Here is a 22,188-nt window from a genome sequence, read left to right on the forward strand (position 1 = left end):
TGAAAATTTTCGGTACTTCAAAATAAAAATTGAAATATTAATATAATGATAGCATTTCTCTTAAGTTTTCTCCATTGTAATTTCTTCTAAAAATTTTGCGCTTTTGCATTTCTGGAATGATGAATTCAACAAAATCTTCCAGACTGCCTGGGAGTGTTGGCGGCATCAAGTTGAAACCATCTGCGACACCTGCCTTCATCCATTTTTCGATTTCATCGACAATTTCTTCAGGCGTACCAATAAGTGTCAAGTGTCCGCCTCCAGCGTTTAGGTAACCGAGTAGTTCACGGACTGTCGGATTTCTGTCTTCTATGATTTCTAACACAGTTTGATAACGCCCGACTGGGCCTGTGAATTCTTCGATTGGGGGCAATGCAGGGACTTTTTCATCGAGTTTCCACGATTTTGTGTCTTGCTGAACAAAGAATTCGAGTTGCTTCAGCGCAGTATCAATTGGCAGTAAATCGTCTAATTTCGCTTTCTTTTCTTGTGCTTCTTCTTTTGTCTTACCCACATAAGTCACTAGACCTGGAAACACTTTGATTGAGCAGTCTGGCCGATGACTTTCTCTTATTGCCCGATCTAATTTCTCACGATAGGCTTTTGCTTGTCTTAAGTTCCAAGCAACTGAGTAGACTGCATCGGCATATTTCGCAGCAAGTGCCACGCCTTCTATTGATGCCCCTGCTTGCATCGCAACCGGTTTTCCTTCCTTTCCTAAAGGCAGGGTTAATGGCCCCTTTACTTGGAAGTAATCTCCATTATGGTTGAACGGTTGAATGTTATCGTTTTTGGTGATTTTATTGTTCGCTCTGTCTGGACTATAGTCATCAATGGACCACGATTCAAATAATTTATCCATGACTTCTGCAAATTCATCTGCTTTCTTATAACGCACTGCTCTTTCCGGTAATTCCAGCATACTGTGATTTTGTGCTTCGTAATCGGACATTGATGTCACCAGGTTCCAGCCCACACGTCCTTTTGTTATATGCTGCAGTGTGAGTAACTGCCTTGCTGAAGTAAACGGGTTATTAAACGTTCCCGAAATAGTTGAAACAAGTCCAACGTTAGCTGTGACATTACTCATGGCAGTTAATACAACTATTGGATCAAAATAACTCGTTGGCAATTCCGTAGCACTATAAGCAGGGAAGGCTTGTGCATCTGCGAAAAATACCGCATCGAATTTTCCACGTTCAGCAATCTTCGCCAAATTTTCATAGTATCCAATTGTCGTAAATTCATCTATGCTCGAATCTGCTGTCATCCATGCTGCCTGATGATGTCCTACACCATACAATAAAACTCCTATATTTAACTGTTTCGGATTAATCATAATATATCCCCCTAGTTCATAGTAAGGCCGCCATCCACCGTGATGTTCTGCCCCGTAATACCATCTGCTGCTTCGGAACAAAGATAAACCACCATATTCGCAACATCTTGAGGGGATGTGACTTTCCTCAATGGTGTGGATTGTGCGATTAAATCAAATACTTCAGGTGTTGTGGCTGCACTTGCATCTGTTGTCTTCAATAATCCGCCCGAAACGATATTTGCTCGGATGCCGTGCTGACCAAGCTCTGCTGCAACATTTCTGGTGAACCCAATTAAAGCAGCTTTTGCTGTTGTATATTCGTGATATGGTACCACAGGGTTTTGATATAGATTCGTTCCGATGCTAATGATTGCACCCTCTTTTCGCTCTAGGAATTGGGGAGGGCACTTTGTGATACGTTGAACGCGGCTTTTAACGTGCCGTCTAGTTGTTGTTCATAATCTTTGTAGGTTAAATCTTTAAATGCTTTTTGAGTAGTTGGGTCAAACTTGAAGTTTACGAGTGCGTTGTTTACTACAACATCAATCTGCCCAAAATGTTCAGTCCCTTTTTTAACTAACTGTTCAACTTCTTTCCTATTTGTAACGTCTGCCTGAATAGAAATTGCTTGGGGTCCGATTTGCTTTTGCAACGCTTCTGCTTCTGATTTGCTGCGATTGTAGTTAATGATGACATTAAAGCCTTTTTCACTCAATTTTTTTACGATGCATCTACCAAGACCTCTGCCACTTCCTGTTACTAAAACTGTCCTTGCCAAGTAAATACCTCCTCTATTTTAGAAAAAAAATACGCAACCTTCGTAAGAAGGTTACGTATCGAGAGCGAATTATATACACCTATAAAGGCATAGATATTTAGCTGTATCGAAGTAACACTTTCCTACGCTAGTTTTAACTAGATCAGGTTCAAAGGGTTTGAGGTTATCCTCATCTCAGTTTACAAAAACGCCCCTAGTGCAAATTTATTCTATTTAATATCATTGTAGTACTTCTAAGAGATACGTCAAGTAAATAGTGAATACTTTGAAATTTATTGAATAAGCTGAGCAGGACTTCTCATCCAAGTGAATCAAAAAAATTCTAATGAGGTCCGGCAGTATATTGAACGTGTTTCTACTATTATATAGGGGTCGTTCATTGATGGAAATGGCCCCTGTATATGTTATTTTTCATTTCTTCGTTTGTCAAAATAAGCTAGACAGCCTGCCTACATTCATGTAACTCATAAATGCTTCCAGCGGTGTCTGGTAGTTCAAAAACTTTCTGGGTATGTGGTTTCTCTTGGAGGCTACTGAAGCAACCATCCTCTGATCCACTGTGTTGAAATCCATATGCTTGGGCAGGCCGTCTTTCCGAAGCAGTCCATTGGAATGTTCATTCAATCCTCTTTGGGAAGGCGTGCCCGGGTCGGCAAAGTAAATATCAATATCATTTCGGTTGCTCATTGCCTGCCAATTTGAGAATTCCTTACCACAGTCGAAAGTAATGGATTTGAACACATTTCTGGGGATCTGATGGAACCATGCGTTGATGACTGTTTCAATATCCTTTGCAGTCCGGCCCTCGGGCTTGAGGGTAATGATCACTTTCGACAGCCGTTCTACAAGTGTCACAACGGCACTTTTATGATGGATGCCGACAATGGTATCGCCTTCCAGATGTCCAAATTCTTCTTTGAATGCTGGGTAGTCCGTCTTTCTGTCAGAGAGTTTCCGTCTGAAAGCCTGTCTCCCACGGCGTTCCTTATGGCCGTTGGGTTTTCGCTTTCCTTTCATCGGCAAGGTGGAAACATCAAAGTCTTTGCGCTTGAACATGCGGTACAATGTGCGGCTGGAGCAGTTGATCGGCTGTTCACGGCGACCGACAATCACATCCGGCGTCCATCCTTGCGCGACCTTTTCTGCCACATATGCGCGTTGATCATTCGACAGCACCGTCTGTTTTCGACCGCAACGCTGCTTGTTTGCCTTGTAGCGCTTATAGAAATCCAATGCGGTGTGACCGTTTTTCAGGAAAGTGACCACATTGTGGACGGTCTGACGTGCTCGGCCAATCTGTTCTGAAATCTTTGATACAGAGGCATTCTGATGGAAATAAGATTCTATAATTACAAGTTCATCCGTGCTAAGATGGGTGTAGGTCATTCGTGATCACTCCTATGATTTCTTTGGTCGGAAATACATTTTGAGTGTATCACGAGTGGCTTTCTTTATGTGTCTAGCTTAATTTTACAATCGGCGATCCTTAAAAAAGAGGAGAGAAGGACTATGAAAGAATACTCTCAAAAATAGATACAGCAACTGTTTAAAGAAAGAAAACCGATACCAAAGGAACTGGTCAATCAAGCTCAAAAAGCAGATCTCGTTGATGTGATTGAAAAGCAGGGTGATGTCGTCATCCACGTATCGGATAAATACGCAAAACTCGCTGAACATGACAGTTTTGTGATTGATAAGCAAAATAACTCATTCTTCTGGAACTCACAAGATTTAAAGGGAAATCCGATCAATTATTTAAGAAGTGTTCATGATTATAGCTTTAGAAGTGCCATTAAAGAACTCACTTTAAATGAGGAGTACCAAACCGCAGAAGTCAATATCGATAAAGAACAAGAACCCTTTGTCTTTCGGCCAGATGAGCTGTCGGAAGATACTTCCGTCGCAAAAGATTACCTCGTTAATCAACGGGGCATCAATGAAGACTTAGTAGATACACTCATTGATAAAAAACTCATACAGCAAGATCACAATAACAATGTCGTATTTTTGTGGGCGAAAAATAAAGAAGTCGTCGGCATGGATAAGCAAGGCACTCAACCTGATAAACGGTTTAAACAAGTCGTCAAAAATTCGGATGAAAAGCAGGGCTTCAATATTACGAATGGACGGCCGGAAAATCTGTATGTGTTTGAATCCTCGATTGATTTATTAAGCCATGTCAGTATGTACAATCCGCCAAATGCACGGCTGGTTTCGATGACTGGGTTAAAACCACAGACATATTATCATGCTATCGGACAGATTTATGAAGAAACCAAACAACCGCCAAAAAATGTGGTGTTTGCGGTAGATAGTGATGTCGGCGGAGAAAGCTTCATGTTGGAACACATCAACAATAAAATCGAACATCGAGAAAGTGATCGCACCGTTCAAAACTTTGTTGCTTCTCCGAGACATCAAAATTTTGAACAACTGGGCGAACCGAGTGATTTGAAATCGTGGCATCAGGTGAAAGATTTTAATGACATTTTGACGAATATTCAATCCCACGATGTTAAAATGCAGTATCAGCCAGTCGTTTTAGATAAGGACACATATTTTGATACAATCGATTATCAGATTAAGTATGAACGAGTCCTAGATAAGTTGTCTAAAGAGGCTACAAATAGTAAAGACATCTCTTCTTGGAAAATCGCAAAATCTATTGCACAAGAGCAGTACCCTCAAAAGAATTCAAAAGAAAAGTCAGAAGCGAAACAAAAATCGCCATCTGGATTAGAAGTAAACGATATTCTGTAAATCTGGGCGCATACAGCGCATTTTAATGGACAACTATCCATCTAAAATTACTAACTTGCCTTAGAATCGCTCTCTCAGCACTGGAAATAGTGAAAAATCATGGGAAATATAACCATAAGTTCGGTATGCGGTGCCACAGAGGCTTCAAAAAGGCAAAACCAGGAATTATTGCAGATGTTTGAATCGCTGGAGGAACAAGTTTAAACAAGTAAACACTGGCTGACGAAATTCAAAAGGGATAGGGTCATTTACACAAAATTATTGACGCCCCCGTTTTTTATCGCGTATAGTTATTAATGTTGTTGACAATAAGTGATAAGTACCTTGTTTTAAAGACATAAAGCATTTACAATATTCGTGTTAATTTTTATAAAACGTGTTAGAAACGAGGGGAGAAAGTTGCGTTTAAAGGGGTGTTTGGTAGGCGTTGGATGTCTCCTATTTGTGTTAGGGGGCTGTGGCCAGACAAGTAATCATGCTAATGATGACACATGGGACAAAATAAAAGAAGAGGGAGAACTGGTTGTCGGAACACCTGGAACACTGTATCCTTCTTCTTATTATCCGGAAGACTCTGATGATTTAACTGGTTACGATGTTGAGGTGATGAAAGAGGTTGGCAAACGGCTCGATCTAAATGTGCAATTTGAGGAACTTGGCTTTGACGAGATGTTCGCTGCATTGCAGTCAGGGCGGATTGATGTGGCGCCGGCCGGAGTAAGGGGTGAAACCAAGAAGAAATTTTCCTACAGCAAGCCGTATAAATATTCTTATGCGACCATGGTTGTGCGTAACGATGAAGTGGATGATTTCACATCACTTGAAGACTTGGAAGGGAAAACAGCTGGTGGTGCAGCAACAACGGTATACAGCGATATTGCCCGTAAATTTGGCGCTGAAGTCAAGACCTATGGAAATGTCACGAATGATGTCTATTTAAGAGATGTTGAGAATGGCAGAACGGATGTTGTGATTAATGATTATTACTTACAATTGCTGGCTCTAAAAGCACTTCCCGATTTGGATGTCACGATTCAGCCAGATTTAAAATTTTACCGATCTAACCAGCATGCTGTTATCGATAAAAATGCTGATAGATTAAAAGACAAAATTAATAAGACTTTGACTGATATGAAACAAGACGGTACCCTTACTGAACTGTCTGAAGAATTTTTTGCCGGGGAAGATGTCTCAGAGAAGCCGGATGACGATATTCGGACTATCGAGGGTATTGATTAGTGTTTGACCTAGAAATGGATCAAGTTCAGTTGAATGGATTGTTTGATTGGCATTTAGCATGGGATAGTCTTCCATTCCTTTTAGAAGGTGTACCAGCCACATTAACCGTATCCTTTATTGGAATGGTTATTGGCTTAGTTCTAGGTTTCTTTTTGGCTCTGGGGCGCGGTTCGAAGTGGATTATCTTAAGATGGCCGTCACGTCTTTATATATCGTTCATGCGCGGAACACCTATCCTTGTATTTTTGTTCATACTGTATGCAGGGCTGCCAGCGATTGGCATTGAACTGTCCGCTTTTTTAGCTGCTTCGCTGGCATTTGGCCTAAATAGCGCGGCTTTCATCGCAGAAATTAACCGTTCATCACTAAGTAGTGTTGATAAGGGGCAATGGGAATCGGCTAAGGCTCTTAATCTGGGATATTGGCAGACAATGCGAAAGATCATTTTGCCTCAGGCTGCTCGAATCGCTATCCCGCCATTAACAAATGTTTATCTCGATTTGGTGAAGGCAACGTCACTCGCCGCTGTTATTACAGTTCCGGAATTATTTCAAAAGGCGCAAATTGTTGCTGGGCGCACGTATGACTCGATGACCATGTATATTCTTGTAGCCCTTATTTACTGGCCTATTTGTATGGTTATTTCCGCATTGCAAGAAAAGATGGAAAAACGATTTAGCAAGTATATGGAGCATTAATGATAACCCTATCCCTGTTTCTGATTTACGATATCCGAAATATATTTAATTCATTGCTACAAAATATATCAAGAACGTCTCACTTAGTATTTTGATTTTTATTAATTGGAATGATATAATATAAGTAACAAAAATCAGTTTCATGGAATCACCGAACCCCCAATCTACTGGCATAGATTGGGGGTTTTGGTGTGGTTATTGTCGCCTACTTATTGTTACGCTTATCTAACCAATAGACAAAAAGCGCAACAATGCCCCTGCGATAATTGGGGCAATGATGTTAACAAAAATCAGTTCCATGGTGTTCACCTCCTTCCTGGTCGATGTTCGCCCAGGAAGTATAGGCGACGATGATATTGTATCATTTTTTATGCCCCGCAATAAGGTTCGATCGGTGCTTTAATGTAGATGCATCGGTTAGACTGATCGCCCGTAATATGCTGGCTTCTCCGAACCGTCTTTTGATTTTATCAATTGTGTCGTGCAGTTTTTCTTCTTTTAAGTTTGCATCCGTATCAAACAGTGATAACTGCATCACTGAGTCCGGTATCAAATTAGTGAGTGATATATTAACTGTTCTATATAGTTCGTATGGATCAGCCACTTTTTTAAGATGATTCCATATCAATGTGACGATTCTATTCGAATGATTCGTCCCTGCTTTTATCGTAAGTTGTTTTCGATATATCTTTTTATCTTTTGTACCGATAGAAAAAGAAACTGTCCGTGCGAGCTGTTTGACTCGTCTAATACGGTAAGTCACTTCATCAACGTGTTCCAAAAGGATGACATACAACTCATTAAATTTATAGTCTCGCAGTAGCACCTGACTTTTCGCAATAGATGGACGATGTACCATATGTTTATCCCTTATTGCACTTTCATCAATCCCATTCGCATGGAGGTGCCAGTCCACACCAATGATGCCAAAATCTCTTTTTAAATATTGCCACGGATAATTTGCCAGATCTCCAATACTGAAAATTCCCCGATGATTGAGTTTGATTTCACTTTTTTTATTGATCCCCCAAAACTTTGACAACGGTTTAATATTCCATAATTTTTTATCCACATCCTGATATCGCCATTCTGAAATACCATCAGGCATGCGTTTTGCTTCTGAATCTAATGCTACTTTACTTAATAGTAGATTCTCTCCAATGCCGATGGCACACTGGATCTGTGTGGCATCATGAATCTCTTTCTTTAAGCGCTTCGCAAAGGCTTTCGGTGTATTAGAAAATAAATGATAGCTATCAGTAATGTCCATAAAAAATTCATCTATGGAATATTGATGAAAGTCTTCCGGATGAACATATTTCAATGCAATTTCAGAAATTCGAGTGGAATATTCGATATAGGTCTACATAGAAGGATTTATAATATAAATATCACTTCGTGAAGGAATCTCATACAAGCGGGAACCGGTTTTAATCCCCAGTTTCTTTAATTCAGGTGTTGCTGCAAGAACCACTGAGCCTTTTCTTTTTGTATTTCCAACGACTGCTAATTTAGTAGTTAAAGGATCTAGCCCTTTTAAGATGCATGATACACTTGCAAAAAAACTTTTCTGATCCACACAAAGAATATCTCTATTACAACATAAATGATAATTGTACATAGCCGCCCCCCTATTAAATCGAACGTAAGTTCTATTTATAATATATCATAATTTGAGATAGATATTATAATGTTTTCAGGAATGGGTAGAAGCTTTAGTTCAATTGAAATCGCTATTAGAATATTTTTTCACAGAAACAATAGTATTAGTACTTAAAATGGCATAAAAGAACAGCTCCATCAAAATGCCAATATCGCAACTGTTCTTTTTAGTTGCATTTATTTTCTTATGCAGCTCCCACCACTTCTTAATTTAAGAACAAAACTATGAACAAGAAGATAAGATAGGGGCTAAGAAAAAGAAAAGTACTTAAGATGATGAAGTTACGCTTTTTTAACGTAACGGCTATTACCACTCCAATCAAACCACAAATAAATGTGCCAATTACGGTGACAAAAGCGCCGTATTCTACAAAGAAAAACCAGTAATAAGACAGCAAACCTAAAACAAATATTATCCACCAACTAATATAAGCGATATTTTCTCCTCCCCAATTTTGTTCATATAGCCATAATATTTTTGATCTTCTTCCATTCAAATCTTCCTTTCTAATAATTGTTCTCTTTTTATTGTAACGCAAATATTATTTTGATTTACCAGGGATTGGTTTTTATTAAACGAGAGAACTGGCAATTCAGAATTTAATTCAGGGGATTGTCAGATAGCATAGTAAATGGTATATTTATTGTGAGATAAATCACAAATAGAAGGTGGGAATTACATGGATGGAGCTAAAGAAAGAATAACACCAAAAAAATTCTTGTTTAATATACTCAATGGGGTGGCCCTTGCGATTGTTGTTGGTCTAATTCCAAATGCGATCCTCGGAGGGCTGTTTGGGTACCTTGCTCAATATGGAGATATTTTTACTACGCTTCAAAATGTGGTCGTAGGTATTCAATTTACTATTCCTGTCCTGACCGGTGTATTGATTGCAATGCAGTTTGGTATGACTTCATTACAAACAGTCGTCGTGGGTACGGCTGCTTTCGTAGGATCAGGTGCTGCTGAATTCACAGATTCCGGGTGGATTATAACAGGAATTGGGGATCTCATTAACACGATGATTACTTCAGCCATTGCAGTTGGAATCATGTTAATCATCAAAGATAAACTCGGGAGTCTCAGTATCATTCTGCTCCCCATTATTGGCGGGGGGATTGCGGGATTAGCTGGTATATTACTTTTACCATACGTAAACACAATTACCCTTGGACTCGGGCTACTGATTAATAGTATTACAACTACACAGCCTATAATTATGTCTATTCTTATATCAGTGTTGTTTTCAATAGTAATTATCTCACCTGTTTCTACTGTCGCAATAGCATACGCAATTGGCATCTCGGGGGTTGCAGCGGGTTCCGCAGCAATTGGAGTCGCTTCAGCTGCAATTATGTTGTTCATTGGCACGTATAAAGTAAATAAAATAGGAGTGCCCATCGCAGTTATACTTGGGGCGATGAAAATGATGATGCCGAACATGATCCGCTATCCAATCCTACTGCTACCAGTAAGTTTAACAGCAGCAGTGTCGGGGCTTGTCTCTGGTTTACTTAACATCCAGGGCACCCCTGCATCAGCGGGATTCGGACTTGTGGGTTTTGTAGGTCCAATTCAGTCCATGGCTTTGTTGGATGGCGGCATTGGGAGTGTCATATTTAAAGTAATCATTGCATACATTATTGTCCCTTTAATTTCAGCACTCTTATTCCACTATCTCTTCGTCAAAATACTTAAGATATATAAGCCAACTATTTTCTATTTTGAAGCAGAATCATAATATGGAAGGATGTATAGTAAATGAAAATTGCAGTAGCAGGCGCAGGTGCACTAGGTGGTAGAGTAGGGATACAGCTTCACGAAGCAGGTGTTGATGTAACACTCATAGATAAATGGGAGGAACATGTCAACGCCATTAACGAAAAAGGAATGGAAGTACACACAGAAGATAAAGTATATCAAGTTCCTGTAAAAGCAAAATTATTGGAAGATATAGATGAATCATATGATTTAATCATTATTTTAACTAAAGCCATGTATGCAGAAGACATGCTGCAAGCATTGTATGAAAAAAATTCAATACACGCAGAAACAGCAATCCTCACTATGATGAATGGATTAGGCCATGGGGACCGTCTAGCCAAGTATGTGTCCAAGGATCGCATATACTTGGCAGTGACGATGTGGACCGCTGGACTCAAAGGGCCGGGACAGATTGTATTAACAGGATCAGGTGGCATCCAGATTCAAAGAGCAGATGGCATTGCGTCAAAAATGACAGAGGAAATCAACGATATATTCAACACAGCTAACCTAAACTCTATTATAAGTAGGGATGTTCAACACTCTATTTGGGCTAAAGCAACCTTAAATAGTGTCTTAAATCCTTTATGTTCAATTTTGGATAAAAGGATTGGGGAATTTGCCGCCTACGGTGCCGTAATTGAAATGATCACCCCAATAATTGAAGAAATTATAGAAGTTGCAGCAGCTCGTGGTATAAATTTAGATTTTGATGCTTCATTAGAAAAAATCAAAGCGGCATTCCCTGACAGTGCGGCGGGACTGCATTATCCATCGATGCATCAAGACTTGGCAAAAGGTGTTCAGACAGAAGTGGATTATCTAAATGGTAAAATCTCTGAATATGGAAAAGAATATGGGATTAAAACCCCGAATAACGATATGATTACTCATCTAATTCATCAATTGGAAATGAAAAATCATTAAAATAGATTAGAAATTACAAGAGTATAAAAGTGGAAATTTAATAACTGAGTTATATCCGATAAATTATATGCCGAAAAAACGTTTATCAAAGGCCGTTGATTTGCAGGAAAGAAAAATTAAAAAGAATGGCTTAATCTAGACTCGCTGAAGTCCGATTAAGCCATTCTACTTTATCCCTGATGTTGGAGAGGATAAAGCGGGTTTTAAAAGGGTTGTATCTGTCACAATAAAAGGACAATGCTATTTATCATGTTGTATTAAGTATGTACCCCCTTATAGGATATTAAAACTGTTTAATCAAGTGTTTTATTGGGTTTAATAATGAGTGTTCGCTTATCTTACTTACATAAGCAGTTAATGGATCATCACACGCAGAAGTTCAAATAAGCCTATATGAGTCCTTTTATCTGCTATCTGTCTGCATTCTACTATAAACCGTTCGTAAAAGTATATGAAAAAATGAGAACGTTCACATTCAATTTTTATATGTTTACGAACGCACATTACTATACGTTCAGACCAATATACAAGGCGTTCGCTAATGTGTACTTTTGCGAACGATAAAAGAAAATAATTTTACTAATGATGAATGTTAATTTAATGGTAATAACATAAAGAATTACAGAAATAGTGGAAAAACAAATTTTTTAAAAGCTCTCATATGTATGACAAAATGAAAGTGCAAAGCTTTGCAGGGAGAAAGTGCAGGACCTTGCACTGCTTTAATTAGTGTAGATATTAAAAAAAGGAGGGTCCACTATGCTTTGAACTGTAACCCATAATTTAGACAGTTTAAAAAAAGCGTTATGCTGCGAGTAGATGACCTCGGTATTGTACCGGGGTCATTCTTTTTAACCCCCATTGGTATCTTTCATTATTATACTTATTGATATAATTTCCAACCGCATGCTTCAATGCTTCAAAGGACGGGCAGGCTTTATGGTCCACCATGTCTTTAAAGTGACCAAAGAATGATTCCATGGGGGCATTATCCCAACAGTTTCCCCGACGGGACATGGATTGGCGGAGGCCCAGCTGTTTGACTCTGTTCTGGAACTCGGGGTGGGTATAATGCACGCCCTGGTCGGAATGTATCATTGCTTCCGGATGAAACAACTCTACGGTTTCATTCAGCTGTTTAAGGGTGCTATAGACGATATCCATCTTTAGGGATCGTGAGACGACATAGGTGATGATTTCTTTCGTTGTACTGTCTTTGACGCAGGAGAGATATGCTTTTTGGCCGTTTCCATAGTAAATATAAGTGATGTCGGTCAGGTACACTTTGCCCGGTTCATTTTGATCGAATACCCGGCTCAACAAGTTCTTGCATGTGCTGTGAGCCTTCGTCGCTTTCAACATATGCCTGTACGGTTTGGCCTGTCTGATTGTTGCGGCTAAATGATATTTTTTCATCAATCGCCGGATCTTTTTGTGGTTCATGATGATGCCGTAATCATTCTCCAAAAACATTTTGATTTGTAGTGCACCGACCTTTCCTTTTTCCGCATCAAAGATCTTTTCAATCAATGCCGCATCCTTATCGTCATTTTCCATTCGCATTTGCCTGTCTGGCTCTCCTTTTAACCACGCGTAATAGCCACTTCGGCTGACGCCCGAGAGCTTGCATAGGTGGGACACCATATTTTTAAGTGGATGCTTGCGATGGAGCTGTTCAATCAGTTCATATACTTCAGACGGTTTTAGTCTCGTCTCTGATGCTTCGCCTGCCTTTCGCGTGTTTCGAGCTTTTTTAGGAATTCATTTTCTGCCTCTAAATATTTAATCCGTGCTTCTGCCCGCTTTAATTTTTCTGCTGCTGAGCGCGCCGTGTCGGATGGCCGTCCTGTAGCCCCTCTGCCCCGGAAATCATTTTCCAGCCCGACTTCACCATACTTTTCATATGTTTTTCGCCACCGTCTGAGGGACCGGCCCGGTTGTTCTTTTCCAATAATAGCCAGGTCAAATCCATGGTCAATGAATATCCGGGTCGGTGTCCCCCTGAAAGATAGGTTTGGACAGCCACCTTCTTGAATTCCGGATGATAGGTGATCGAACGCTCTGAGACTCTGAGAATGTTTGGATTCGTTTCCAACTGCTTTATTTCAAATGCTGAAAAATGCCGTGCCATAAGATGCCTCCGTTCCAATACTTTGTTTCATTATAAACAAGATCATTGAGTGGGCACAGAAAAACCCGAATAATGGACGTTTTTTATTAACTGTCCATTATTCGGGTTATAGTTCACTTCTCAATATTTCATTTTTAATATTAACAATAACAGGCATATTATTATTGGTTTATGGATTACAAAAAACATCCACCATATCAACTTTTCTTAGTATTATTTTTATTTTGATTCCAACAATCTATTACACACTAGGACTATATTTTCTTCCCTTGGCACCAGCATTGACACTAATTATAATATATATTTCCATATTTCAAAAACACAAAAATACATTCTAATTACTGATTTATTCCAATTTCCTTTTTGAGTGTGATGCGTTGCGCCCTTAAAAATCCTAAGAGCTCTACCAAGCGGAAGTTGATAGCTGTCGCTACCACTTCGCTTGCGCTCTCAGTGTATTTTAAGGCCTGTCACGCATCAAAAAGTTTTCTCGGCATAAAGCTAGAGTATATATTATCTTATATATCAATGTACTTATTTATGTACATCCGAATAAAGCTATAACATCCTAGATTTATTTTATAAGTCATTAAAGAGTGTGGACTTGCAGTCGACTAAAACCAGTTTTTGCTCAACGCAAAAAGAGCGGCTTAAGGCGCTCTAAAATATTATGATTACATAGAAAGTAGTTCTATCTATATAAATAATTTTATAATTTTGAGTTTATATAATACCCAAGAGCCATAAGAATAAAGAAACTAAAGAACATTACAAAATTACCAAAAACTAACCAATAATTTTTAGCTAAAAGTGCAAAAACTAATCCAAAAGGAGCAATGATAAAAGTTAAAATCCAAAATGGGCTAGGGACTTGAAAAATCACATTTGGAACCCAAATTACAATACATAATACAAAGCAAATCAAAGAAAATACTTTAAACTTATTTTGCAATATTCCCCTCCTTTTTTACTTTTTAATAACAATTATTATATTTAGTTTGAGTTACAAAATAGGCAGCTACTGCACTAGCATATTGTTTTTCTATGAACCCCATTTTACTACGATCTACAGCTATTCTAGCTGTTAACCTTAAATCACTATCGCAATCAAAATAACCATATTTTGCATAATCTAAATCATGTTGCTTACATGCAGCATCAAGTAAATCTTGAGTTTCTCCCCCTCCATAACCAGGTCCGCACCAGTTCCCCAAATAGGAAGTGGAATCGCCATAGTAGTTACTTCTTCTTGGCTATATTCTTGATTCAATTGGTTTATTATTTCACCAGATCCAATGATAAATTCACTTTGACCGTCCTCTTTAGCTTGATTTACATCAAATACAACTTCTCCGTCTTCAGTACTTGTTATGTATTTTTCTAATACTTCTTGAGTTTCCTCAAAGTCACTATTTTCATCAACTTTTTTGTCTGAGGCTTGAGCACTAACACTGCTTACACCACTACACAATAAAATTGCAGTCATAAAAGTTAAAAAGACTTTCTTCAAAACACATTCTCCTCTTCAATTAATTTAATATCTAAGATTAAACATTAAAAATATAGTCTAAAACCATAAATATGAAATGTCTTCACCACTGTACCAAAAATTCCCTAAAATTAAATAATTTCGTATATTCTCTTTTGTCAAAATAATCTGTCTAAATATCTTTCCATTATCGTCCAATTAATAACCGTTAATTGGACGATTTTACCATACGTCAAATCGTCCTTTATTCATATAGATTGAGTCCAAAAACATGTATAATAATCAATGTATATATTATTCAAAAGTACATGGGTTTTTGAACGATGCCATGCACTGTGAGATCAGATTTAGTAAGAGTGATAGGGGATAATACCTGTTTCATGTAATAAAACGGATTAGAAAGGAGTCAAAATATGACTAAAGTAGGTTATGCGCGGGTCAGTACCCGCAATCAGAACTTGAATAGCCAAATTGATATACTGAAATCTGCTGGATATTACCGAATACTCTCTGAGAAGGTAGGAGGTCGTAAAACTAACAGAACCGAATTGGATATCTGTTTGGATTACTTGCGGACAGAGGACACCCTGGGCGTTACGGGATTGGATTGGTTGGTTCGGACCACGAGGCAACCCGCTCACGGGCCCGATCGGCAGATGCCCCGGATTACGCAAGAGAAAGCGGTAATGATTGGATCCCTTTATCAGAGCAAGCAGCTCTCTATTAAAGAGATTATGAAACTGGCAGGGGTCTCAAAGGGGACCATATATAATGTGATCAATCATCACCAGCGAACGGTTTAGATCGATTAATTCCAATTGATCGACCTAAATAGAACCTTGATGCTTAAAAACTTTAGCCAGTATGAACATTATCATCCAGATTATTAAACCAGACGAAATGAAAATCATAAATACCAGAAGAATATCCTGTAAAGATGTGACTGGATACCAGCCGCTTAATAATAGAACTGGAAAAAGCGTGCCCAACATAATGGAGAAGTGAACGGCACTTTGTTTCGTTAAACTCCATTGATCTATATTATAAATCACTGTCGTTGCGCCTAGAATCAATAGTACAAGACCCCCAAAGAAAAGGTCATTAGATTCCGCTAGTTTACCTTGTAGGTAAAGTGCTGAAGCAAAAGCTTCCATAATTATAAAAGGAATGCCACCCCTTAAAAGACCCTTTTTAATAAGCATCATAATCCACACCCCTTGATCAACCATAATTTGGATTTAATTTATAATGTGACAAACAGCGTGCAGGATACGTAGACAAACATCATCAAATTATTCTTGTCATTAAGAAGAAATGAAATTCCTTTAATTCGAATTTAAATCTTCAAGTATAATTTCAATCATTTTCTCCTCGGTAACATCCCTTTTTATAGCCTTTTCATTTTCCAAACCAATAAAATCTTTAGCAGTAAACCAAGACTGCATCTCTTTTGCTCCAAAATCAGTGAAGGGTTTTGAATTATGCCTTAAAAGTGTTTCTTCAAAAGGTAAATCGTAATAATAAGCAAATGTTTTTTCAACTTTGCTCAATGACTGTCTCAACATAGAACCATATTTGTTTTCAGCCAAAATCCCTTCTAGAATTACATAATCACAATTAGAAATACCATAACTCAATATATTATCGATTAACCCAATCGCTAAATTATTTGGTCTATCTTTAACTTTAAGCATTTCTCGTCTCACAATATCTTGTGAGATTAAAAGAGTGCCACTGCCTAAAATATTATGTAATTTATTGGCTACAACAGTTTTGCCGCTACCAGAATTGCCTCTGATCAAAATAACGATGGACATAGGATCCTCCTTATCATTAGCAGTGTTTTATGTCTAACTTATCTTTGAGGTACAACAATGTTAAATTGGGCAATGAGAAATAATCTATTTTTAAATTATTTTTCTTTATTAGTATACTATCAATAGTAATCTAGTATAGTGAAAGTTCAAATAAATCAGGAAGATATATATTCATCTTAAACAAAGTGAGGAGATTAGTTGGGTTATCTAAGTATTTTGTTAACCATATTATTTTTAACGATGCTTCTGTTATTTGTAAGTAATTCATCATTGTTTAATTCAAATAGGAATAACGCTAAAGATTCGCCAGCCAATATTTTTCTTAAGGGAATTTTAGGAATTGAGATAATAGTATTCATTCTCATTTTAATACTGCAACTCTAAAAAAATATTGTTTCTAATGGGGTAATTATTTGGCGGTATGCAGTACATTTTATGCTGAGAAAATATTGCGGAAGGAAAAGCAACCCTGAATAAACTGAAAAGCCGATAGGCGGATACCGTGAGGTATCAAAAATGCCTATCGACAGCTTTTGGGTTTTTAGGGTTGCCGTTGGTTCACACCAAAAGGAAATTGGAATAAATATTATGATATTCTGAAAAAAAGGAGGAGAAGGTATGGAAGACAAGTCTAAAAATAAAGATGGAGACTTTGTTTGGTCTTTTTTGGATAAATTTTTTGGGATTCCTTTTGGAGTTTTAGCTTTGGTCTTTTTAATTCTTAGTATTATTTTGTTGTTTGTTATAGTTTTTTAAACGAAAATTTTTCGTTAGAAAAATCGAGTTCTTCTTATCTTGATACTATCTGTCTGATCTCTGATTGGAGTGTGTACTATCAGAAAATAATATAAATATTTTGAAGATAGATCTAATAGTCCTATCAGAGCCTGTTATTTTAGAGTATCTTTAAACTCGAACCGATTGAATGTAAAAATCTGTCTGCATGATTTTTATATCTCGTCGATTGTAAAATTAAGCTAGACACATAGAAAGAGCCACTCGTGATACACTCAAAATGTATTTCCAACCAAAGAAAACATAGGAGTGATCACGAATGACCTACACCCATCTTAGCACGGATGAACTGGTAATCATAGAATCCTACTTTCATCAGAACACCCCTGTTTCAAAAATCTCGAAACGGGTCTGCCGGGCCCGACAGACGGTCCATAATGTTGTGGCTTTTTTCAGAGCCGGCCACAGCGCATTGGACTACTACCAGCGCTACAAGGCAAACAAGCAGCGCTGCGGCCGGAAACGGACAAGACTGCCAGCGGACCAACACGCATATGTGACAGGAAAAGTGGCTCAGGGCTGGACACCGGATGTGATTGCCGGCCGGCGTGACCGTAAGATACAGTGTTCCAGCCGCACATTGTACCGCATGTTCAAGCGTAAGGACTTTGATGTGTCCACATTGCCAATGAAAGGCAAAAGAAAACCCAACGGTCATAAGGAACGCCGGGGGCGACAGACGTTCCGGCGCAACATTTCCGAAAGGTTGGACGACTATCCAGCGTTCAATAAAGAATTCGGCCATCTGGAGGGCGACACTATTGTCGGTGTGCGACATAAAAGCGCCGTCATCACGCTGGTTGAACGGCTATCGAAAGTCATCATCACATTGAAACCTGAAGGTCGGACGGCCAAAGATATCGAAACTGCCATCAATACGTGGTGTCACTGGGTGCCGAGAAACCTGTTCAAGTCCATCACTTTTGACTGCGGTAAAGAATTCTCCAACTGGCAGTCGATGAGCAATCGAAATGACCTGGCCATCTACTTCGCCGATCCGGGCACACCGTCACAACGCGGGCTGAATGAACATTCCAATGGTCTGCTCAGAAGGGATGGACTGCGTAAAGATATGGATTTCAACACAGTCGACCAAGCTTTTATCTCATCGGTCGCTGCAAGAAGAAACCATATACCGAGAAAATCATTGAACTATCGTACGCCGTTGGAAGTGTTTTTGAGTTACATGGGTGATAAGGAACTGTCTAGCTTATTTTGACAAACGAAATCTTAATTCCTTTTAGAAAAAATTTTATTTTCACTATTTTTTCATTCCGTTAAAATGACATGGACGTATCATTTTTTCTTATTCTTATCATCAAAAAGCCCAAAGGCGATGCTTAAAGAAATAATTAGAGCTAATACGAACATCCACATATAATATTCTTCCTTTCAATACTACTTTTATTCAATAAAATGAGTAAAGATAATATAAAATGAGCTCAGCTGAGTCATTCCTTACCTTCATCAATTTGCTTGAAGGATTAACCACGTCTAACTTCGATTGATCACCTCAGTACCTGCTATCCAATCATAAACATTCTTCCTTTTTTTATTTGTGAAAGAAATTATTAGATATGTTAATATTGCAAGATTTACAGCGTTTAGGATTATATAAACCGTCATTTCAGTAAGGTTAGAAGGAAGCATTAATCGCCATACACCAAAGTGCGCAATCTCCCAAGGAAGAAACTTGACCAACGTTCGCAAAGCAGAACGGCCAACACCAATGCGGTGGCCGAAAGCGTCAACAACGCGGATGCCCAATTTCTTTTTTCCTAATGTCCCTTGCCATTTAGAACATTCACACAAAATGAAGTAGAGTGAAACTGGCAATGTTATCATAAAAAAGCCTGTAAGTTCAGCTGTTACCGGCGAGTTAGAGAATAGTGGTTCAATATATGGACGGAATATGAACGAAATGGTGCCTACAACAAATATTCCATATACAACGATAACAACGTAATCTAAAAAGAATGCGTATATACGTCTTTTAAATGGCGAGTAAGACATAGAAGTGCCCTCCTTTTCACTAACTTTTACTTAAATGATATATGCCGATAGATTCTATCTGCTTCCTTGACCTTTATGGTAGTCTACATATAAAGATAAATCTATTTCAATTTTATGAATACTATAAAATATTAATGGTGCGTACGAATCCGATGTATAGATCTTTAAGATTCCAACTACGGGAAGCCCTCGTAGCGGCTTGAGCTGAAAAGAAAGGAAGATATATGGAAATGCAACTGCTGATGATTGTACTGCCGGTCTTTTTGATATTTGGAGCAGGGTATATCGCCCAAAAGATATTGAAGATGGATATAAAATCCGTATCTGCCTTATCACTTTACATATTACTGCCGATTCTGACATTCAACACATTCTATACTAATGAAATCACAATGGACTATTTTCACTTGTTTACCTTCACCCTCATCATTACAGCTATTCTAGGTGGGGTGACGATTATAATCGGCTACTTCCTGAAAGCTGATAGGGAGGAGATGTCGGCGATGCTGCTGGGTAATCTTTTTCCAAATAGCGGGAACTATGGTTCGCCTGTTGTATTGTTCGCAATCGGCGCAACGGCGTTCGACTATGCCATAGTGCTGATGGTACTACATGGTTTCCTAATCAGTACCATTGGGATATTCATCGCTTCTTTCGGAACCGGGGCTTTGATAACTGTACGAGAAGCGATTGTGAACGTATTTAAGATTCCAGTCATTTATGGCGCCTTGGCTGGCATACTGCTTCAGGTGTTTGACGTTACAGTTGATGATAAACTCATGGAGATGTCAGAAATGACAGGGGATGCTGCGATCCCCGTAGTAATGCTCATACTGGGCATGCAGCTGGCCCAGATTACCAAAGAAAAATTCAAAATGAAGAATATCACAGCGGTAACGGTTGTCAGGATGATTATTGCACCTTTAGTGGCAGCTGTACTGGTCCTGTTTATGCCTGTCGATGATACGATGAAGATGGTATTCGTCATCCTCAACGCGATGCCGGTGGCTGCCAATTCGACGATGCTTGCGGTTCAATTCAATGTAAAACCCAATCTTGTCTCCTTTTCTACATTAGTCACTACGTTGATCAGCCTTATCACGATACCAATATGTCTATATCTGATTGGCATATAAAATAAGAATAAGGGGGGACAATCAGAGTTTTTGCTGATTGTCCTCCCCTTATTGAATTCATCTAGCGCATACAATGTTCTATCACTTTTTCCAGCAATTTTGGAGTGATTTCAAAGGCATTTTTCCGGTGTAGCCGTTCAGTCAGCTTGTGCGGGTCTTTGCCGAACGGTCCTATATTGATGAAGGGGGCCTGCAGTTTCTGCATTTCTTCGAATGGAATGCTGTAGGTCCTTCCCCATACCGGTGTGTTGGATTTGTACGATTCCCAACTGTCATCATAATTATCGTATGTTACATAGCTTAAGTCCGATATGCCGTTGAAGTAGTGGATTTCTTTTGGCTCAATACCATGATTTTCCGTCAAAAATTCATTCGTCAGTGACGCGAGGCTTCTGACCAACGGTTCTTCAGAGGCATTGACTGCCGGGTAGAAAGGCGGTGCAAAGAGCGTCACGGCGAGTGGCGCGAGTTCCTTGCAGTATGTGACCATCCTGTTGGCGATATGAAGGGATTTTTCACGATCGTCGAGATCGCTGCGGTCCACATATTCGGAGATGATCGACTCAACCTTCTCTGACCCATATTTATCAGCCATATAGTCATGGAGCGCTTTATACGACAGGGTTCTGATGGTGCCCACAGGATGGACACCTTCTCTGTTGCATAGGCTTTCATAGTGCTTTTGGCATTCATCCATGGTTTCTTCAACAAGGTTATGGTAGGTGTTGAATATATCGGCAGCATTCTGTTTCATGGTGAATACATTATAGAGAGTCGCCACATGATTCGATGTTTGGGCAGAGTACTCCTCTTTCAGATCATAATATTTAAGTGTAATCGGAAGAGGTGTCTTTTCACCGTACTCCTCTTCAGAAAAAGCGTCGCTGAATTCCATCTTCTGACTCATGAATGAGGCCATATAGTGTGCATTCAAGCCCCTGAGTGGTTCGCCGACATGCGTTTCGACGCCGTAGAAAAGGGCGGAAGGCATTATTTTGCCGATGGATCCAGAGTAGAAATAATAATTTGGGTCATCGGGATATTGGGTGAAGCTAGGCTCACTGTTCAGGAACAGTGAAAAATCGAGATCATTTTCAATACGGATGCCATCCAATCTTTCGATTGCAGCGCGCATGCCTGCGGAATCCACTTCTTCATCAGGCACCGTCACGAGCAGAAGGTTTATCGGCCATTCTTCTTCTATCGCCTTTTCAATCAGATGGATATGCAGTGCCAGACCTGCTTTCATATCCATGGCGCCCGACCGAACAGATATTCATCGGATTGGATGTCATTCTGTATATCTTCAGGAAAATCGCTGATTCTTTCCTTGAAGTGCTTAATGAGTTTTTCCGGTACAAATGCAAGTTGGCTATTTGAACCGAACTCCTTTGTATGGACGGTGTCGAAATGACTGATCAGCACAATCGTTTTCTGGGCATCCGAGTTCTTATACAGGGCACTCAAGGCATTGCGCCCCTTACCGGCATCATGCAAGGTGATAAAGCCCGGGTTCGTCATATAATATTCCAGCCGGGATAATTCTTTCTTTAAATTAAAAGGGAATTCTATTTCCCCTTGTGTGCCCGACCGGCTCTCCCAAGAGACTAGGCGGCACAGGAGATCTTCTATTTGTTCAGGTGATTGCCAAAGCATA

The 22,188-nt window shown here is 39.1% G+C and carries 17 protein-coding genes, 4 pseudogenes and 1 riboswitch; of the genes and pseudogenes, 9 read left to right on the forward strand and 12 right to left on the reverse strand.

Annotation, left to right across the window (positions count from 1 at the left end; translation table 11 throughout):
• Positions 1–37: 37 nt before the first annotated feature.
• The 3 genes and pseudogenes from ACYF68_RS03115 to ACYF68_RS03125 all read right to left on the reverse strand — a co-directional run bounded on the left by ACYF68_RS03115 (position 38) and on the right by ACYF68_RS03125 (position 3,485).
• Positions 38–1,339 carry an NtaA/DmoA family FMN-dependent monooxygenase gene (locus tag ACYF68_RS03115; RefSeq protein WP_344704390.1) on the reverse strand — a complete coding sequence of 434 codons (1,302 nt, stop codon included), beginning with the start codon at positions 1,337–1,339 and terminating at the stop codon, positions 38–40.
• Between the two features lie 11 nt (positions 1,340–1,350).
• Positions 1,351–2,099, reverse strand: a pseudogene (locus tag ACYF68_RS03120) (3-oxoacyl-ACP reductase).
• Between the two features lie 102 nt (positions 2,100–2,201).
• Positions 2,202–2,304, reverse strand: a riboswitch (TPP riboswitch).
• 221 nt (positions 2,305–2,525) lie between these two features.
• The gene (locus tag ACYF68_RS03125; RefSeq protein ID WP_461045364.1) at positions 2,526–3,485 is read right to left on the reverse strand and encodes an IS30 family transposase; all 960 of its coding nucleotides are present in this window, start codon (positions 3,483–3,485) and stop codon (positions 2,526–2,528) included.
• A gap of 225 nt (positions 3,486–3,710) precedes the next feature.
• Here ACYF68_RS03125 and ACYF68_RS03130 point away from each other — a divergent pair, with 225 nt between their 5' ends.
• The 3 genes from ACYF68_RS03130 to ACYF68_RS03140 all read left to right on the forward strand — a co-directional run bounded on the left by ACYF68_RS03130 (position 3,711) and on the right by ACYF68_RS03140 (position 6,796).
• Complete coding sequence (locus tag ACYF68_RS03130; RefSeq protein WP_461045365.1) at positions 3,711–4,859, forward strand: DUF3991 domain-containing protein; 1,149 nt, start codon at positions 3,711–3,713, stop codon at positions 4,857–4,859.
• A gap of 444 nt (positions 4,860–5,303) precedes the next feature.
• Entirely contained in the window at positions 5,304–6,098 is a 795-nt protein-coding gene (locus tag ACYF68_RS03135) for a transporter substrate-binding domain-containing protein (RefSeq protein WP_461045366.1), read from the forward strand.
• A 14-nt stretch (positions 6,099–6,112) separates the two neighbouring features.
• Positions 6,113–6,796, forward strand: coding sequence for an amino acid ABC transporter permease (locus ACYF68_RS03140; protein WP_425568423.1), 684 nt, complete (start codon positions 6,113–6,115; stop codon positions 6,794–6,796).
• A gap of 361 nt (positions 6,797–7,157) precedes the next feature.
• Here the strand turns inward: ACYF68_RS03140 and ACYF68_RS03145 are convergent.
• Positions 7,158–8,417 (reverse strand): annotated as a pseudogene (locus ACYF68_RS03145) (Y-family DNA polymerase).
• Between the two features lie 721 nt (positions 8,418–9,138).
• Here ACYF68_RS03145 and ACYF68_RS03150 point away from each other — a divergent pair.
• Together ACYF68_RS03150 and ACYF68_RS03155 are read left to right on the forward strand one after the other, a co-directional pair.
• The gene (locus tag ACYF68_RS03150) at positions 9,139–10,200 is read left to right on the forward strand and encodes a PTS transporter subunit IIC (protein WP_461045367.1); all 1,062 of its coding nucleotides are present in this window, start codon (positions 9,139–9,141) and stop codon (positions 10,198–10,200) included.
• A 20-nt stretch (positions 10,201–10,220) separates the two neighbouring features.
• Entirely contained in the window at positions 10,221–11,150 is a 930-nt protein-coding gene (locus ACYF68_RS03155) for a 2-dehydropantoate 2-reductase (protein WP_461045368.1), read from the forward strand.
• An 804-nt stretch (positions 11,151–11,954) separates the two neighbouring features.
• Here ACYF68_RS03155 and ACYF68_RS03160 read toward each other — a convergent pair.
• From ACYF68_RS03160 to ACYF68_RS03170, 3 genes and pseudogenes are all read right to left on the reverse strand, one after another.
• Positions 11,955–13,281 (reverse strand): annotated as a pseudogene (locus ACYF68_RS03160) (IS3 family transposase).
• 709 nt (positions 13,282–13,990) lie between these two features.
• A complete protein-coding gene (locus ACYF68_RS03165) occupies positions 13,991–14,233 on the reverse strand; it encodes a hypothetical protein (protein WP_344700759.1) in 243 nt (80 codons plus the stop codon).
• A gap of 180 nt (positions 14,234–14,413) precedes the next feature.
• A complete protein-coding gene (locus tag ACYF68_RS03170) occupies positions 14,414–14,791 on the reverse strand; it encodes a hypothetical protein (protein WP_461045369.1) in 378 nt (125 codons plus the stop codon).
• A 392-nt stretch (positions 14,792–15,183) separates the two neighbouring features.
• Here ACYF68_RS03170 and ACYF68_RS03175 point away from each other — a divergent pair.
• A pseudogene (locus ACYF68_RS03175) lies at positions 15,184–15,402 on the forward strand (recombinase family protein); the annotation flags it as partial.
• Between the two features lie 195 nt (positions 15,403–15,597).
• Here the strand turns inward: ACYF68_RS03175 and ACYF68_RS03180 are convergent.
• Together ACYF68_RS03180 and ACYF68_RS03185 are read right to left on the reverse strand one after the other, a co-directional pair.
• On the reverse strand, positions 15,598–15,975 hold the full coding sequence (locus ACYF68_RS03180; protein ID WP_344700891.1) for a DUF3021 family protein: 378 nt from the start codon (positions 15,973–15,975) through the stop codon (positions 15,598–15,600).
• Between the two features lie 120 nt (positions 15,976–16,095).
• Entirely contained in the window at positions 16,096–16,587 is a 492-nt protein-coding gene (locus ACYF68_RS03185) for an AAA family ATPase (RefSeq protein ID WP_344700890.1), read from the reverse strand.
• 618 nt (positions 16,588–17,205) lie between these two features.
• Between ACYF68_RS03185 and ACYF68_RS03190 the strand changes: the two genes are divergently transcribed.
• Together ACYF68_RS03190 and ACYF68_RS03195 are read left to right on the forward strand one after the other, a co-directional pair.
• Entirely contained in the window at positions 17,206–17,343 is a 138-nt protein-coding gene (locus ACYF68_RS03190; RefSeq protein WP_344700889.1) for a hypothetical protein, read from the forward strand.
• Between the two features lie 298 nt (positions 17,344–17,641).
• A complete protein-coding gene (locus ACYF68_RS03195; protein ID WP_271402077.1) occupies positions 17,642–18,601 on the forward strand; it encodes an IS30 family transposase in 960 nt (319 codons plus the stop codon).
• A gap of 275 nt (positions 18,602–18,876) precedes the next feature.
• On the opposite strand, the gene ACYF68_RS03200 is transcribed toward ACYF68_RS03195, so the two are convergent.
• A complete protein-coding gene (locus ACYF68_RS03200; protein WP_461045370.1) occupies positions 18,877–19,395 on the reverse strand; it encodes an RDD family protein in 519 nt (172 codons plus the stop codon).
• 224 nt (positions 19,396–19,619) lie between these two features.
• On the opposite strand from ACYF68_RS03200, the gene ACYF68_RS03205 reads away from it, so the two are divergent.
• On the forward strand, positions 19,620–20,531 hold the full coding sequence (locus ACYF68_RS03205; RefSeq protein WP_344700887.1) for an AEC family transporter: 912 nt from the start codon (positions 19,620–19,622) through the stop codon (positions 20,529–20,531).
• Between the two features lie 61 nt (positions 20,532–20,592).
• Here ACYF68_RS03205 and ACYF68_RS03210 read toward each other — a convergent pair whose 3' ends face one another.
• Complete coding sequence (locus tag ACYF68_RS03210) at positions 20,593–21,780, reverse strand: M20/M25/M40 family metallo-hydrolase (protein WP_461045371.1); 1,188 nt, start codon at positions 21,778–21,780, stop codon at positions 20,593–20,595.
• Positions 21,777–22,187 carry a hypothetical protein gene (locus ACYF68_RS03215; protein ID WP_461045372.1) on the reverse strand — a complete coding sequence of 137 codons (411 nt, stop codon included), beginning with the start codon at positions 22,185–22,187 and terminating at the stop codon, positions 21,777–21,779. The genes ACYF68_RS03210 and ACYF68_RS03215 overlap by 4 nt, the downstream gene beginning before the upstream one ends.
• Position 22,188 lies beyond the last annotated feature (1 nt).

The organism is Salinicoccus sp. CNSTN-B1, from assembly GCF_054792835.1.